Source organism: Pseudomonas fluorescens group sp. PF-1, assembly GCF_054481335.1.
In genome coordinates this window covers 1,715,318-1,731,022 of record NZ_JBTMNG010000001.1, presented here as the reverse complement: position 1 = coordinate 1,731,022, position 15,705 = coordinate 1,715,318, and the positions used below count along the sequence as shown (strand labels likewise).

Here is a 15,705-nt window from a genome sequence, read left to right as displayed (position 1 = left end):
GCCGTGAGAGGAGTTATAGCTATTAGCCACTAATTTGACCAGTGCGGAAGGAATCCAAGAGCCTTTAAAAATCAAGGCTCTGTGGATCCAATCTTCCCGGTGTCAGCGGGCCGTGATTTTCCAGGCACGATGGATCTTGCCGTTACGGGCAAAATCCGGATCGATGGTCTGGGCGGTGATTTCCTCGACCGCATAACGCTCGCTGAGGTTGGGTTCCAGCTCGAACTTGCGGAAGTTGTTGGAGAAGTACAGCACCCCGCCTGCCGCCAGACGTGCCATGGCCAGGTCAATCAACTGCACCTGGTCACGTTGCACGTCGAAGATCCCTTCCATGCGCTTGGAGTTGGAGAAGGTCGGCGGGTCGATGAAGATCAGGTCGTACTCTTCGCGAGCATTTTCCAGCCAGGCCATCACATCGCCCTGCTCCAGGCGGTTCTTGTCGGAAAAACCGTTCAGCGACAGGTTGCGGCGCGCCCAGTCCAGATAGGTTTTCGACAGATCAACGCTGGTGGTGCTGCGCGCGCCGCCCTTGGCCGCATGAACACTGGCCGTCGCGGTGTAGCAGAACAGGTTGAGGAAGCGCTTGCCGGCGGCCTCTTTCTGAATGCGCATGCGCATCGGCCGGTGATCGAGGAACAGGCCGGTGTCGAGGTAATCGGTCAGGTTCACCAGCAGCTTCACACCGCCTTCATTGACCTCGACGAACTTGCCCTGCGCAGCCTGACGTTCGTACTGTTTGGTGCCGCTCTGACGCTCGCGACGCTTGACCACCACGCGACTCTTGTCGATGTTCAAGGCCTGCGGAATCGCCGCCAGGGCATCGAACATGCGCGCCGACGCCTTTTCCGGGTCGATGGATTTCGGCGCGGCGTATTCCTGAACGTGGACCCAATCGTGATACAGGTCGATGGCCATGGAGTATTCCGGCATGTCGGCATCGTAGACGCGGTAGCAATCGATGCCCTCACGCTTGACCCACTTGCCCAGCGCCTTGAGGTTTTTTTGCAGGCGGTTGGCAAACATCTGCCCGCCTTCGCTCAGGCGTGGCTGCTCGATCACCGGCGCCGGTGCCGGCGCCGGTTTGATCGGATTGCCGTTTTTGTTGTACTTGCGCTCTTGCGGCTCGGTCGGTGCCTGATCGTAGACCGCTTGCTCACGCTCGGCCTGACGCTGTTCCGGAGTGCGGCGCTCGCCGGTGACGAACTGGTCCGGCAGCACCTTGATCAGCAGCAGTTTGCATGGCAAGGCGCCGTTCCAGAACGAATACTGCTTGTGGCTGCGGATGCCCATGCGCTTGCCCAGGTCCGGCGCGCCGGTGAACACGGCCGCTTCCCAGTTCAGGCAAGCCTGACGCAGGCGTTCGCCGAGGTTCTGGTAGAGGTAGAGCAGGCTCGCCTCGTCGCCCAGACGCTCGCCGTACGGTGGGTTGCAGATCACCAGGCCTTTCTGGTTCTGGTCCGGGCGCGGCTCGAAGGTCGCGACTTCGCCCTGGTAGATCTTGATCCACTCGCTCAGGCCGGCACGCTCGACGTTGTTGCGGCCCGGCTGAATCAGGCGCGGGTCGGCTTCGTAACCGCGAATCCACAGCGGTGGCTTGGCCAGACCGGCCGCCGCACGCTCGACGGCTTCTTCATGCAGTTTTTTCCACAACGCCGGCACGTGGCCGAGCCACGCGGTGAAGCCCCACTGCTCGCGGCGCAGGTTCGGCGCCATGTCGGCGGCGATCATTGCCGCTTCGACAAGGAATGTACCGACACCGCACATTGGGTCCGCCAACGCGCCGCCTTCGGCCGCGATGCGTGGCCAGCCGGAACGGATCAGGATGGCGGCCGCAAGGTTTTCCTTCAGCGGCGCCGCGCCCTGCTGCAGGCGGTAGCCGCGCTGGTGCAGGCTGTGGCCGGACAGGTCGAGGGAGAGGATCGCTTCGCCACGGTCCAGGCGCAGGTGGATGCGCAGGTCCGGGTTGAGCTTGTCGATGGACGGGCGATCACCCTGCGGAGTGCGCAGTTTGTCGACGATGGCGTCCTTGACCTTCAAGGCACCGAAGTGAGTGTTGTCGATGCCCGAGCCGTGACCGCTGAACTCGACGGCCAGGGTGCCGTCGTTGAGCATGTGGTCTTGCCACTCGATATCGAGCACGCCGTGATAGAGGTCTTCGGCGTCCTTCATCGGGAAACGCTTGAGCACCAGCAGCACGCGGTTCGCCAGGCGCGACCACAGGCACAGGCGATAAGCGGTTTCCATGGTGGCCATGCCGCGCACGGCAGAGGTGTGCTCACGAGCGTCCTCAAGGCCAAGCCCGACGGCTTCCTCGATGAGCAGGCCTTCAAGGCCTTTGGGGCAAGTGAGGAAGAGTTCGAAACGATCGGACATGGGAGTTCCAGAGCCTTTAGCTGAGTGAGCCGGCAACGCATTGCCGGCCCGGTTTTCAATCAGGCGCTTTTCTCGAAGAGCGCCCGCGTGGCACGAAGGTGTGCCATTCCACCCCTGCTGCTCGGGTTAAATGAGCTTAGATGCAAGGACAGATAAAAAAGTTGATGCAACAAAATGTCACAAGTCGACCCTTCGTCGAATAATCCCGCACTGCAACGCGAGACATTCTCACCAAAGGACTAACCCCGGCATCCTGCGGGGGGCCGATCATACAGGGCTTTGGTCAATAAATACGCCACGAACATCGTGTTACTTATGGCCATAGCATCTTTATCGTTACGTCCTTATGACAAAACGATCATTCCCTCGATGTGACGCATTGGTTAGAACTCAACTCAGGTTGGCGCCGCAACGACGCCAACACCTTGGCTCGCCACGCCGGCAGCGAGCCCCCAACGGCAGAGTTTTTCTGCCTGACCTCGATTGAGGTCGACGCGATGAAAACAGTCAACAAGTGAGGGCTACACCCTATGAGAAGACTTAAGCGTGATCCGTTGGAAAGAGCGTTTTTGCGCGGATATCAATATGGCGTTGGTGGCAAATCCCGTGAGCTTTGCCCATTTACTCTACCGTCGGTACGCCAAGCCTGGATCAACGGCTGGCGAGAAGGACGCGGCGACAACTGGGACGGTATGACCGGCACTGCGGGAATCCACAGACTCAACGAACTTCACGCCGTCGGCTAATACAGGGCACACACTCCGACACGAAAATCTGATTACGCAACCCATTAACCACGCACGTCCCATCCGGACGGCGGGCTCCGGCCCAGGGGCTCCTTAAAGGAGCCCTTTTTTATGTCGGTTCAAAACTCATCGGCATACCCACAGGGATTAACGCAGGGCTGCGATGGCGTCTACCGACTCACGAATCAGTGCCGGCCCTTTATAGATGAAGCCCGAGTAAATCTGCACCAGGCTCGCCCCTGCGGTGATTTTTTCCGCCGCGTGCTTGCCTTCGGTGATGCCGCCCGCCGCGATGATCGGCAAGCGACCACCCAATTCGGCCGCCAGTACTTTCACGGTGTGGGTGCTCTTGTCGCGAACCGGTGCACCGGACAAACCACCCGCCTCGTCACCATGCTCCATGCCTTCGACGCCTATGCGGCTCAAGGTGGTGTTGGTGGCGATGACCGCGTCCATCCCGGTATCGATCAACGCTTGCGCGACCTGCGCGGTTTCTTCGTCGCTCATGTCCGGCGCGATCTTGATCGCCAGGGGCACGTGTTTGCCGTGGCGCAGCGCCAGTTCCGCGCGGCGCGTGGCCAGGTCGGCCAGCAGTTGCTTGAGCGAGTCACCGAATTGCAGGCTGCGCAGCCCCGGCGTGTTCGGCGAGCTGACGTTGACCGTCACATAGCTGGCATGGGCGTAAACCTTGTCCAGGCAAATCAGGTAATCGTCGACCGCGCGCTCGACCGGAGTATCGAAGTTCTTGCCGATGTTGATGCCCAGCACACCTTTGTACTTGGACGCAGCAACGCGGGCCAGCAGGTGATCGACGCCGAGGTTGTTGAAGCCCATGCGATTGATGATCGCCTCGGCTTCCGGCAGGCGGAACAGGCGTGGCTTCGGGTTACCCGGTTGTGGACGCGGGGTGACGGTGCCGATTTCAACAAAGCCAAAACCCAGCTGAGCAAAACCGTCGATGGCCGCGCCGTTCTTGTCCAGACCGGCCGCCAGTCCCACCGGGTTCGGAAAGTCCAGGCCCATGACCGTCACCGGCACCTTCGCCGGGGCCTTGCACAACAAGCCGTTGAGCCCCAGACGCCCGCCCGCGCCGATCAGGTCCAGGGACAGATCGTGGGAGGTTTCCGGGGAAAGTTTGAACAACAGCTGACGGGCCAGGGTGTACATGGGCGGGTTTGACTCTGGGCTATGAAAAGTGGCGGCGATTATAGCCGGGCAAGCGGCCCGCAGGCGAGGCGCGCGATTCAATCAACGGACGATGGCATATGCCTTGCACCGATCCTGACATCAGCACCCATGCCAACGGCGGGATGAGTGCCAGGACAATGGCGTCGTCATCCGCCCTTGCGCGTGCAAGGACGCGGGACGACGCTTTTTTTTGCAAGGTGAAGACGCGATGAACGAACCATCAGCCGGCCCGCTGGCCTGGGTCAATGGCAGCGATGCCCCGGAAAAGTCCGAAATCAACCTCGGCTTCATGGCCCTGAGCGACTGCGCGTCAGTCGTCGTCGCCGCCACCCAGGGCTTCGCCCAGCCCTATGGCCTGACCTTGAACCTCAAGCGCCAGTCATCCTGGGCCAACCTGCGGGACAAACTGGTCAGCGGTGAACTCGATGCCGCCCATAGCCTCTACGGCCTGATCTACGCCGTGCACCTGGGCATCGGCGGAGTGGCGCCAACAGACATGGGCGTACTGATGGGGCTGAACCAGAACGGCCAGAGCATCAACCTCTCCCACGGCCTGCAAGCGCTGGGTGTGACCAGTCCTGAAGCACTGGACCGGCACGTGCACCAAAGTCGCCCAAAACTCACCTTCGCCCAGACCTTCCCCACCGGCACCCACGCCATGTGGCTGTATTACTGGCTCGCCAGCCAGGGCATTCACCCGTTGCAGGACGTCGAGAGCGTAGTGGTGCCGCCGCCGCAAATGGTTGCGCACCTGCAAGCGGGACGGATCGACGGTTTCTGCGTCGGCGAGCCCTGGTCGGCCAGCGCGGTGCAACAGAACCTTGGATTCACCATGGCGACCACCCAGACCATCTGGCCCGATCACCCGGAAAAAGTCCTGGGCTGCACCCGCGCGTTCGTCGAGCAATACCCGAACACCGCCCGCGCATTGGTGATGGCGATTCTGCAGGCGAGTCGTTTTATCGAAGAAAGCACTGAAAATCGTCGCAGCACCGCGCAATTGCTCAGTGCCGCGCAATACCTCGATGCGCCGCTCGAATGCATCGAGCCGCGTTTGCTGGGCGACTACGACGACGGTCTCGGCAATCGCTGGCAGGATCCGCACGCCCTGCGCTTCCACGGTGGGGGCGAGGTCAATCTGCCGTACCTGTCCGATGGCATGTGGTTCATGACCCAGTTCCGTCGCTGGGGCCTGTTGCGCGACGATCCGGACTACCTGGCGGTGGCCCGCCAGGTGCAACAACTGGACCTGTATCGTGAGGCCGCCAGCGCCGTCGGCGTCGCCGCACTGGGTAACGAGATGCGCAGCAGCCAGTTGATCGACGGCAAGGTCTGGGACGGCTCGGACCCTGCCGGTTATGCCCGCAGTTTCAAGCTGCACGCCATGAGCAATAGCTCGCATCGATTAGCCAACCGCTGACAGGAGACTGCGAACATGTTGCGTATTCTGCTGATCAACGACACCGCAAAAAAAGTCGGACGCCTGAAGGCGGCACTGACCGAGGCCGGCTTCGAGGTAATCGACGAATCAGGATTGACCATCGACCTGCCCGGGCGCGTCGAAACGGTGCGTCCGGATGTGATTCTGATCGATACCGAGTCACCGGGCCGCGATGTGATGGAGCAAGTGGTGCTGGTCAGTCGCGACCAACCACGCCCGATCGTGATGTTCACCGACGAACACGACCCGGATGTGATGCGCCAGGCGATCAAGTCCGGGGTCAGTGCCTACATCGTCGAAGGCATTCACGCGCAACGCCTGCAGCCGATTCTCGACGTGGCCATGGCGCGCTTCGAAAGCGACCAGGCCCTGCGCGCGCAACTGCACGCCCGCGACCAGCAGCTCGCCGAGCGCAAGCGCATCGAGTTGGCCAAAGGGCTGCTGATGAAAATGAAGGACTGCAACGAAGAAGAGGCCTACACCTTGATGCGCCGCCAGGCCATGAGCCGCCAGCAGAAGCTGATTCAGGTGGCGGAGCAGATCATCGCCATGAGTGAACTGCTGGGCTGAAACCCTGCTGCCTTCACTCGGTTTCACGGTATTGGCATAGATCTCGCTAAGTAATCTCCACAGGTAACCAACGGCGGTTGCCCCACCTACGACAAAGACGTCGCTCACCTCATTTGCCCCAAGGCGAATCAGGTGGCGGCGTTTTTTTTGTTTTTGGCCCCATTGCCCGGGGCGGGTGGTGCAGCCCTCAAGGCGCCCCACCTGCATGACTCCCGTTCGAGACTCCTATCAGCTGAGGTGCGCGATGAATTCAAGCTTCTGGAAATCCGGCCATACCCCGACCCTGTTCGCAGCCTTCCTCTATTTCGATCTGAGCTTCATGGTGTGGTACCTGCTTGGCCCACTGGCCGTGCAAATCGCCGCCGACCTGCACCTGACCACACAACAGCGCGGGCTGGTGGTGGCCACGCCCATTCTGGCCGGTGCGGTACTGCGCTTCATCATGGGCATGCTGGCCGATCGCCTGTCGCCCAAAACCGCTGGACTGATTGGCCAGGTGATCGTTATCTGTGCGCTGTTCGGTGCCTGGAAACTGGGCATCCACAGCTACGAGCAGGCCCTGGTTCTGGGGCTGTTCCTCGGTATGGCCGGTGCGTCGTTCGCCGTGGCCCTGCCGCTGGCGTCGCAATGGTATCCGCCGCAGCATCAGGGCAAGGCCATGGGGATCGCCGGCGCCGGTAACTCGGGCACGGTGTTTGCCGCGTTGATTGCGCCGGTTCTGGCGGCTGCGTATGGCTGGAGCAACGTGTTCGGCTTTGCCCTCATTCCACTGATCCTGTCGTTGATCGTTTTCGCCTGGCTGGCCAAAAACGCGCCTGAACGGCCGAAAGCCAAGTCGATGGCCGACTACTTCAAGGCCCTGGGCGACCGCGACAGCTGGTGGTTCATGTTTTTCTACAGCGTGACCTTCGGTGGCTTCATTGGCCTGGCCAGTGCCCTGCCCGGCTATTTCAACGATCAATACGGCCTGAGCCCGGTGACGGCCGGCTACTACACCGCCGCCTGCGTGTTCGGCGGCAGCCTGATGCGCCCCTTGGGCGGTGCCCTGGCGGACCGTTTCGGCGGCATCCGCACCCTGCTGGCGATGTACACCGTGGCCGCGATCTGCATTGCTGCCGTCGGATTCAACCTGCCGAGTTCCTACGCTGCGCTGGCACTTTTCGTCTGCACCATGCTCGGCCTTGGTGCGGGCAATGGCGCCGTGTTCCAGTTGGTGCCGCAGCGCTTTCGTCGGGAGATCGGCGTGATGACCGGCCTGATCGGCATGGCCGGCGGCATCGGCGGTTTTGCCCTGGCGGCGGGCATGGGTGCGATCAAGCAAAGCACCGGCAGCTACCAATTGGCGCTGTGGTTGTTCGCCAGCCTCGGCGTCCTCGCCTGGTTCGGCCTGCACGGGGTGAAACGTCGCTGGAGAACCACCTGGGGTTCGGCTGCCGTGACCGCTGCACGGGTCTGAGCCGGCGATGAGCCTGCAACTGAGTTTCGCCGAAGCCAGCGCCATCGGCCCGCGCGAAGAAAACCAGGACGCGTTGCGGCTGGTCACACCGGCCCCGGCACTGGCGGCGAGCAAGGGTTACCTGTTCGCCATCGCCGACGGTGTCAGCCAGTGCGCCGACGGTGGGCTGGCCGCTCGTTCCACCCTGCAGGCACTGGCACTGGATTATTACGCCACCCCGGAAACCTGGGGCGTCGCCCAGGCGCTGGATCGCCTGCTGCTGGCGCAGAACCGCTGGCTGCAGGCCAACGGCGGTGGACAACCGCTGCTGACCACGGTCAGCGCATTGGTCATGCGCGGTCGGCGCTTCACCCTGGCCCATGTGGGCGATTGTCGAGTGTATCGCTGGCATGCCGATCAGTTGCAGCGCATCAGCGAGGATCATGTCTGGGACCAACCAGGCATGCAGCATGTGCTCAAACGAGCGATGGGGCTCGATCAGCACCTGGTGCTGGACTTCCTCGACGGCGAATTGCGCCTTGATGAAAGCTTTGTGCTGCTCAGCGACGGGGTCTGGGCGGTCCTGGGCGACACGGCCATTGCCGCGATTCTGCGGGACCAACCGGACCTGCACAGCGCCGCACACACCCTGGTCAATGCCGCGCACCTGGCCGGCAGCCAGGACAATGCCAGCGCCTTGCTGGTGCGGGTCGATGCCCTGGGTGAAACCAGCATCGGCGATGCGTTGATTCAACTGCAGCAATGGCCGCTGCCGCCCGCACTGAAACCGGACCAGGAATTCGAGGGCTGGCAAGTCGAAGGGATCGTCGGCCAGAGCCAGCAATCCCTGCTTTATCGCGTGCGTGACAGTCAGCGACAGGCCTGGCTGCTGAAAACCCTGCCCGCTCACCTGCGCGACGATCATCCGGCCGGGCAAGCGTTGTTGTCGGAAGAATGGTTTCTCAAGCGTGTAGCCGGGCGTCATTTCCCCGAAGTGCATGCCGCCAGTCAGCGTCAGCATTTGTACTACGTGATGCGCGAATATTCAGGATCGACCCTGGCCCAGCTGCATGAGCAAGTCGGGCCGCTGCCGCTGGCCCAATGGCAAGACCTGGCCGAACGCCTGTTGCGAGCGGTGGGCATGCTGCATCGGCGGCAAATACTGCACCGCGATATCAAACCGGAGAACCTGCTGCTGGGGGACGACGGCGAGTTACGGCTGCTCGATTTCGGGCTCGCCTATTGCCCCGGCTTGTCCCTCGACGAGCCCTCTGCGCTGCCCGGAACCCCCAGCTACATTGCGCCGGAAGCGTTTCGCGGCGACCCGCCGAGCGCGCAACAGGATTTGTACTCGGTCGGCGTGACCCTGTATGTCCTGCTCACCGGGCATTTTCCCTACGGCGAAATCGAAGCGTTCCAACGCCCACGGTTCGGCGTTCCGGTGAATGCCAGCCGCTATCGCCCCGACCTCCCGGAATGGCTGATGCAAACCCTGGAACGCGCGGTAGCGGCGGATCCGGATCAACGCTTTGAAACGTCGGAAGAGTGGTTATTGCTGATGGAACAGGGCGAGCGCCGCAGTTTGAGCGTGCGCCCCAAACCGTTACTGGAGCGCGAGCCGTTGAAGGTGTGGCGGACCCTGGCGCTGATGTCGCTGGTGGCGAATCTGGTGCTGCTGGTGTTGGCGCTCCATTAGTGGGCGCCGCGCGTTGATTCGGTGCAACAAAACGCCGTTTGCCCAGGGCGGGCGCGCGCAGACACCGCGAACCACGGACTTGACCGACTTGGCACAACCACTGCATTAGCCTTCCCATCACACATAACGTGCAGGCTTCAACGACGAAGACTGCGCTTCCCGAGAGAACGGGACCGGACAAAGGCGTCCCCGTCAGGCAACTGGCGGGACGCCTTTTTTTGTTTGCGCGAAATTGTCGAGCACGACCTGGAAAGCCTGATGAGGCGGGTCGTTGTTCCCCGGAGAACCTGATGAAAAAGCTCAAACTGGTGATGATCGGCAATGGCATGGCCGGCGTTCGTACCCTCGAAGAACTGCTGAAACTGAGCAACGAGCTGTACGACATCACGGTCTTCGGTGCCGAACCCCATACCAACTACAACCGCATCCTGCTGTCGCCGGTGCTGGCTGGCGAGCAGACCTTCGAAGAGATCGTACTCAACGACCTGGACTGGTACCTGGAAAACGACATCAAGTTGCTGCTCAACCGCAGAGTCGTGGAAATCGACCGGGTCAGACGCCGGGTCATTGCCGAAGACGGCACCGTGGCCGAATACGATCGCCTGTTGATCGCCACCGGCTCCAGCCCGTTCATCCTGCCGATTCCCGGCAACACGCTGCAGGGCGTAATCGGCTACCGCGACATTGCCGACACCCAGGTCATGATCGACACCGCCAAAACCCATAAACACGCGGTGGTCATCGGTGGCGGGCTGCTGGGGCTGGAAGCTGCCAACGGGCTGATGCTGCGCGGCATGCACGTCACCGTCGTGCACCTCGGCAAATGGTTGCTGGATCGGCAACTGGACAAGACCAGCGGCCAGTTACTGCAAAATGCCCTGGAGGCCCGCGGCCTGCACTTTCGTCTCTGCGAGCAAACCCAGGCGTTGCACGATGCCGGCAATGGCCGGGTCGGCTCAGTCGAGTTCAAGAACGGCGACATCATTCCCGCCGATCTGGTGGTGATGGCCGCCGGAATCCGCCCCAACATCGAACTCGCGGAACAATCCGGCCTCCCTTGCGGCCGCGGGATTCTGGTCAACGATACCCTGCAAACCTACGACCCACGGGTCTACGCCATTGGCGAATGCGCCAGCCATCGCGGCATCGCCTATGGCCTGGTTGCACCGCTGTTCGACCAGGCCAAGGTCTGCGCCAATCACCTCGCACAACTGGGATTCGCCACCTACAAGGGCTCGGTGACCTCGACCAAATTGAAAGTCACCGGCATCGACCTGTTTTCCGCCGGTGACTACATGGGCGGTGAAGGCACCGAAACCATCACCCTCACCGACCCCATCAGTGGCGTCTACAAAAAGCTGGTAATCAAGGACGACGTACTGGTCGGGGCCTGCCTGTACGGCGATACGGCCGACGGCGGCTGGTACTTTCGGCAAATCCTCGAGCACCAGGTCATCGGCGAAATCCGCGACCAGTTGATGTTTGGCCATTCCTTCACCCTGGAACAGGCCTTGGGTGACGCCGGAACGACACGGGAAGTCGCCTGATGAACCGCCAGATCACTGCGTCCACCTGTTGTTACTGCGGGGTCGGCTGCGGCGTGCTGATCGAGCACGACGGCGAGCGCATCCTCGGCGTCAGCGGCGATCCAGCCCATCCGGCCAACTTCGGCAAACTGTGCAGCAAGGGCTCGACCCTGCATTTGACCGGCGACCTGAGCGCGCGAGCGTTGTATCCCGAACTGCGCCTGGGCAAAGGCCTGGCCCGCAGTCGCACCGACTGGGACACCGCCCTCGATCACGCCGCCAGCGTGTTTGCCCGCACCATCGCCGAACATGGCCCGGACAGTGTTGCGTTCTACATTTCCGGACAGTTGCTCACGGAGGATTACTACGCCTTCAACAAACTGGCGCGAGCGCTGGTGGGCACCAACAACATCGACAGCAATTCACGGCTGTGCATGTCTTCAGCGGTGGTGGGCTACAAACGCAGCCTCGGCGCCGACGCACCGCCCTGCAGCTACGAAGACCTGGAATCCAGCGATTGCGTGATGATCGTCGGCAGCAATATGGCCTACGCCCATCCGGTGCTGTTTCGTCGCCTGGAGGAGGCCAAATCCCGCCGCCCGCAGATGAAAGTCATCGTCATCGACCCGCGCCGCACCGATACCTGTGATTTGGCTGACCTGCATCTGGCGATTCTGCCGGGAACCGATGTCGCTTTGTTCCATGGGATTTTGCACTTGCTGCTGTGGGAAAACCGGGTCGACCACGACTTCATCAAAGCGCACACCCAAGGTCTGACGGAACTCAAGTATCTGGTACACGACTACACGCCTTCGATGGTTGCGCAGCTGTGTGGGATCAGCGTCGAACAGCTGCGCCAGTGCGCCGAATGGGTCGGCACCTCTGAGCGTTTTCTGTCCCTGTGGTGCATGGGGTTGAATCAGTCGACCGCTGGCAGCGCCAAAAACAGCGCGCTGATCAATCTGCATCTGGCCACCGGACAAATTGGCCGCCCCGGCGCAGGACCTTTCTCCCTGACCGGTCAGCCCAATGCCATGGGCGGTCGGGAAACCGGCAGTCTGTCGAACCTGTTGCCCGGGCATCGTGAAGCCGCCAATGCCGAACACCGCGCTGAAGTGGCCGCTTACTGGGGCGTCGAACAGCTTCCGGCCAATACCGGGCTGACTGCCATCGAACTGTTCGAGCAGGTGCGCAGCGGCAAGATCAAGGCGCTGTGGATCGCCTGCACCAACCCGGCGCAATCGATGCCGGACCAGAACGCCGTGCGCGCTGCATTGCAAACCTGTCCGTTCGTGGTGTTGCAGGAAGCGTTTCGCACCACCGAAACCGCCGCATTCGCCGACCTGTTGCTACCTGCCGCCAGTTGGGGCGAAAAAGATGGCCTGGTGACCAACTCCGAACGACGCATTTCCCACGTCCGCCAGGCCATCGTCGCACCCGGTGAAGCGCGGCCCGATTGGGCGATCACCGTAGATTTCGCACAGCGCCTGGAAAAATATCTACGCCCCGGACAACCCAGCCTGTTTGCCTTTGAAGCCCCGGCGCAGCTCTTCGATGAATTCAAACAACTGACTCGCGGGCGAGACCTCGACTTGTCCGGCATCAGCCATGGCCTGATCGATCGGATCGGCCCGCAGCAATGGCCCTTCCCCGCGAATGCCAGCGAAGGCACCGCTCGCCTGTACGGCGACGGCGTCTTCCCGACCGCCAACGGTCGCGCACAATTCATCGCCGAGCCTTTCCGCGCCGCCCAGGAGCAACGCGATGCACACTTCCCGCTGACCCTGATCACCGGCCGCTTGCGTGATCAATGGCATGGCATGAGTCGCACCGGCACCGCTGCGCAACTGTTCGGCCACGTGGGCGAAGCGGTCTTGAGCCTGCATCCGCAAGAGCTGCGCCAACATGACCTGGAACCAGGCGACCTTGTCAGCCTGAAAAGCCGGCGCGGCGAGGTGATTGTGCCGGTCAGCAGCGACGACAACGTGCGTCCCGGTCAGGCGTTTTTGCCCATGCATTGGGGCGATCGCTTTCTCAAGGGCGGCGTGAACAGTCTCACCCTCCCCGCCTTTGATCCGCTGTCGAAGCAACCCGAACTCAAGCACAGTGGCGTGCGCCTGGAGCCGGTTCAGTTGCCCTGGAGACTGTTCGCTCTGATCGAGGGCGATGTACAACAGCATTTTGAGACGCTACGCCCCCTCTGTGAGACGTTTTCCTACGCAAGCCTCAGCCTAACAGGCCGTGAACGCCCAGCGTTGCTTATACGCGCTGCCAGCGCCACAGCACCGGACCCGCAATGGCTCCGGGATATCGATCAACACCTGGGACTGCATGAAGGTCCGGTGTTGGCCTACGACGACCCGCAGCGCTCCATCGGCAAGCGGGTCCGTATCGACCACGGCCGAATTACCGCCATTCGCCTGGCTGGGGAAACCCTCGCCCAACACTGGCTGCTGAATCTTTGGCGGGAAGGTCGGGCCGACGAACAACTTCGGCGCTGGTTGCTGGCGCCGCTCAGCGCGCCACCAGGTCAGGCAGGCGCGTCGGCGGCCGGTGACAAAACCCTGTGCAATTGCAAGAACGTCAGCCAAAGCGCGGTTTGCGCCGGTATCGCCCGGGGATTGGACTTGCAGGGTCTGAAACAAGAATTGGGCTGCGGTACGCAATGCGGCTCGTGCGTCCCGGAAATCAAGCGTTTGCTGGTCGCCAAGGCGCGACCGGTCGCGGTCACCTCGTGAGGAAAACACTATGAACGCAAAAGTCTGGCTGGTAGGCGCAGGACCTGGCGATCCGGAATTGCTGACCCTCAAGGCCGTTCGGGCATTGAGAGAGGCCGATGTCGTGCTGATCGATGACCTGGTGAATGACGCAGTATTGGAGCATTGCGTCGGCGCGCGCATCATCCCCGTGGGCAAACGCGGCGGATGTCGCTCTACCCCGCAGGCGTTCATTCATCGACTGATGCTGCGTTACGCGCGCCAAGGCAAATGCGTGGTGCGGCTCAAGGGCGGCGATCCCTGCATTTTCGGGCGCGGCGGCGAAGAGGCGACGTGGTTGCGTGAACGTGGGGTGGAGGTCGAATTGGTCAATGGCATCACGGCCGGACTCGCGGGCGCGACACAATGCGCTATTCCGCTAACCCTGCGCGGTGTCGCGCGCGGCGTGACACTGGTCACTGCCCATACCCAGGACGGCAGTCGTCTGAACTGGCAGGCGCTGGCCCAAAGCGGAACAACCCTGGTGATCTACATGGGGGTGGCCAAGCTCGGCGAAATCCGCGAACAGTTGCTGGCCGGTGGAATGGCGACGGATACGCCAGTGGCGATGATTGAAAACGCATCCCTGCCCCACCAACGGGAATGTCGGAGTGACCTGTCGGCGATGGAGGAAGATGCCGGCGCCTTCCAGCTCAAGAGCCCGGCCATTCTGGTCATCGGCACCGTGGCGGCCTGTGCAATGTCTTCTCAGTGGGAGCGTGGCTTGCCCGCGATGGTGGCCGATCAAAACGCCTGATCTGCCGGATTGCCACTTGTTTCATCAAATCGCAGACAAAGAAAAGCCCGGCCTGAGCCGGGCTTTTCTCAGAGCTGCGGGCTAATTACTTAGCTTGAGCTTCAACCTGCGCTTCTACGCGACGGTTAACTGCACGGCCAGCTTCAGTTTTGTTGTCAGCAACTGGGCGGGATTCGCCGTAGCCAACAGACTGAACGCGGGACGGCTGAACACCGTACTGGTTGGTCAGAACTTGCTTAACGGCGTTTGCACGACGCTCGGACAGTTTCTGGTTGTAAGCGTCAGGACCGACGTTGTCAGTGTGACCTTCAACAGTAGTGGTGGTGGATGGGTACTGCTTCATGAAGTCAGCCAGGTTTTTGATGTCGCCGTAGCTGTTAGGCTTGACTACCGACTTGTCGAAGTCGAATTTCACGTCCAGCTCAACACGAACCACTTCAGCAACTGCTGGGCAACCATCAGCGTCAACGGTTACGTTGGCTGGGGTGTCAGGGCACTTGTCAACGTTGTCGCATACGCCATCGTTGTCGCTGTCGGAGCAGACTTCAGCTGGTGCTGGAACTGGAGCAGCAGCAGGCTTGGAGCCGCCACCGAAGTTCACACCCAGACCTACGGACGGGATGTAGTCCCACTTGCCGTTGTCCAGCTTGTAGTCAGCTTCTACGCCAGCACGGGCGAAGAAGTTCTCGAGGAAGTAGTACTTAACGCCGGCGCCTGCAGTCAGGAAAGTCGACTGGTCACGACCGGTGTGGCCGTCAGCGGCTACGTTGGTCATGCTGCCGTGCTTAACACCACCTTGAACGTAAGGACGCAGTGCGTCGCCAGCGTTGTTGAAGTGGTACTGAGCGTTCAGACCGAACTGGTCGCCTTTGATTTTCTGACCGCCAGTGCCGTTGTTCGAACGGGTGTAGTCATCTGCGTTGTAGGTCGCGTTCAACGACACGTCGTCGGTCAAGAAGTAACCGATGGAAGCGCCAGGAGTGTAGCCATCTTCAACGTTGTTAACGCTGTCGTTGTACTTTTTCCCGTAGTTGAGCTCGCCTTCAACTGCGCCTTGGCCTTGTGCCAGAGCGCCGAACGAAGTGGCGGCAATAAGAGTACCAATGGCCAAGCCCAAGGTGTTTTTCAGTTTCATCCGTTAAATCCCCATCTGGTGATTGTGAAGCAGTCCCGCAAACCGGGGGACAACTCGGCGGCAAGTCTATCAGAACTTGCCT

At 61.4% G+C, this 15,705-nt stretch carries 10 protein-coding genes and 1 pseudogene; 8 read left to right on the top strand and 3 right to left on the bottom strand.

Annotated elements, in window-relative coordinates:
• Positions 1 to 102: 102 nt before the first annotated feature.
• Positions 103 to 2,373, bottom strand: a complete 2,271-nt coding sequence (rlmKL, locus tag ACX3YD_RS08260; protein WP_103402629.1) for a bifunctional 23S rRNA (guanine(2069)-N(7))-methyltransferase RlmK/23S rRNA (guanine(2445)-N(2))-methyltransferase RlmL — start codon at positions 2,371 to 2,373, stop codon at positions 103 to 105.
• Between the two features lie 530 nt (positions 2,374 to 2,903).
• Here rlmKL and rmf point away from each other — a divergent pair.
• Positions 2,904 to 3,119, top strand: coding sequence for a ribosome modulation factor (rmf, locus tag ACX3YD_RS08255; protein ID WP_003223300.1), 216 nt, complete (start codon positions 2,904 to 2,906; stop codon positions 3,117 to 3,119).
• 147 nt (positions 3,120 to 3,266) lie between these two features.
• On the opposite strand, the gene ACX3YD_RS08250 is transcribed toward rmf, so the two are convergent.
• Positions 3,267 to 4,286 (bottom strand): quinone-dependent dihydroorotate dehydrogenase, encoded by a 1,020-nt coding sequence (locus tag ACX3YD_RS08250; protein ID WP_458959636.1) that lies wholly within the window; start codon positions 4,284 to 4,286, stop codon positions 3,267 to 3,269.
• Positions 4,287 to 4,515: 229 nt separating this feature from the next.
• Between ACX3YD_RS08250 and ACX3YD_RS08245 the strand changes: the two genes are divergently transcribed.
• From ACX3YD_RS08245 to cobA, 7 genes and pseudogenes are all read left to right on the top strand, one after another.
• The gene (locus ACX3YD_RS08245; RefSeq protein ID WP_458959635.1) at positions 4,516 to 5,727 is read left to right on the top strand and encodes a CmpA/NrtA family ABC transporter substrate-binding protein; all 1,212 of its coding nucleotides are present in this window, start codon (positions 4,516 to 4,518) and stop codon (positions 5,725 to 5,727) included.
• Positions 5,728 to 5,742: 15 nt separating this feature from the next.
• Positions 5,743 to 6,318 carry an ANTAR domain-containing response regulator gene (locus ACX3YD_RS08240; RefSeq protein WP_047531484.1) on the top strand — a complete coding sequence of 192 codons (576 nt, stop codon included), beginning with the start codon at positions 5,743 to 5,745 and terminating at the stop codon, positions 6,316 to 6,318.
• 244 nt (positions 6,319 to 6,562) lie between these two features.
• The gene (locus ACX3YD_RS08235; RefSeq protein ID WP_458959634.1) at positions 6,563 to 7,774 is read left to right on the top strand and encodes a nitrate/nitrite transporter; all 1,212 of its coding nucleotides are present in this window, start codon (positions 6,563 to 6,565) and stop codon (positions 7,772 to 7,774) included.
• A gap of 7 nt (positions 7,775 to 7,781) precedes the next feature.
• Complete coding sequence (locus ACX3YD_RS08230; RefSeq protein WP_458959633.1) at positions 7,782 to 9,449, top strand: protein kinase domain-containing protein; 1,668 nt, start codon at positions 7,782 to 7,784, stop codon at positions 9,447 to 9,449.
• A gap of 290 nt (positions 9,450 to 9,739) precedes the next feature.
• Positions 9,740 to 10,975, top strand: a pseudogene (locus ACX3YD_RS08225) (NAD(P)/FAD-dependent oxidoreductase); the annotation flags it as partial.
• Positions 10,976 to 10,995: 20 nt separating this feature from the next.
• Entirely contained in the window at positions 10,996 to 13,713 is a 2,718-nt protein-coding gene (locus ACX3YD_RS08220) for a nitrate reductase (protein ID WP_458959632.1), read from the top strand.
• A 10-nt stretch (positions 13,714 to 13,723) separates the two neighbouring features.
• On the top strand, positions 13,724 to 14,488 hold the full coding sequence (gene cobA, locus ACX3YD_RS08215) for a uroporphyrinogen-III C-methyltransferase (protein ID WP_458959631.1): 765 nt from the start codon (positions 13,724 to 13,726) through the stop codon (positions 14,486 to 14,488).
• An 85-nt stretch (positions 14,489 to 14,573) separates the two neighbouring features.
• On the opposite strand, the gene ACX3YD_RS08210 is transcribed toward cobA, so the two are convergent.
• Entirely contained in the window at positions 14,574 to 15,623 is a 1,050-nt protein-coding gene (locus ACX3YD_RS08210) for an OmpA family protein (RefSeq protein WP_103402620.1), read from the bottom strand.
• Positions 15,624 to 15,705 lie beyond the last annotated feature (82 nt).

Excerpts from the sequence above, each read along its gene's own strand:
- rlmKL (WP_103402629.1), bottom strand. The coding sequence starts at position 2,373 with ATGTCCGATCGTTTCGAACTCTTCCTCACTTGCCCCAAAGGCCTTGAA.
- rmf (WP_003223300.1), top strand. The coding sequence starts at position 2,904 with ATGAGAAGACTTAAGCGTGATCCGTTGGAAAGAGCGTTTTTGCGCGGA.
- ACX3YD_RS08250 (WP_458959636.1), bottom strand. The coding sequence starts at position 4,286 with ATGTACACCCTGGCCCGTCAGCTGTTGTTCAAACTTTCCCCGGAAACC.
- ACX3YD_RS08245 (WP_458959635.1), top strand. The coding sequence starts at position 4,516 with ATGAACGAACCATCAGCCGGCCCGCTGGCCTGGGTCAATGGCAGCGAT.
- ACX3YD_RS08240 (WP_047531484.1), top strand. The coding sequence starts at position 5,743 with ATGTTGCGTATTCTGCTGATCAACGACACCGCAAAAAAAGTCGGACGC.
- ACX3YD_RS08235 (WP_458959634.1), top strand. The coding sequence starts at position 6,563 with ATGAATTCAAGCTTCTGGAAATCCGGCCATACCCCGACCCTGTTCGCA.
- ACX3YD_RS08230 (WP_458959633.1), top strand. The coding sequence starts at position 7,782 with ATGAGCCTGCAACTGAGTTTCGCCGAAGCCAGCGCCATCGGCCCGCGC.
- ACX3YD_RS08220 (WP_458959632.1), top strand. The coding sequence starts at position 10,996 with ATGAACCGCCAGATCACTGCGTCCACCTGTTGTTACTGCGGGGTCGGC.
- cobA (WP_458959631.1), top strand. The coding sequence starts at position 13,724 with ATGAACGCAAAAGTCTGGCTGGTAGGCGCAGGACCTGGCGATCCGGAA.
- ACX3YD_RS08210 (WP_103402620.1), bottom strand. The coding sequence starts at position 15,623 with ATGAAACTGAAAAACACCTTGGGCTTGGCCATTGGTACTCTTATTGCC.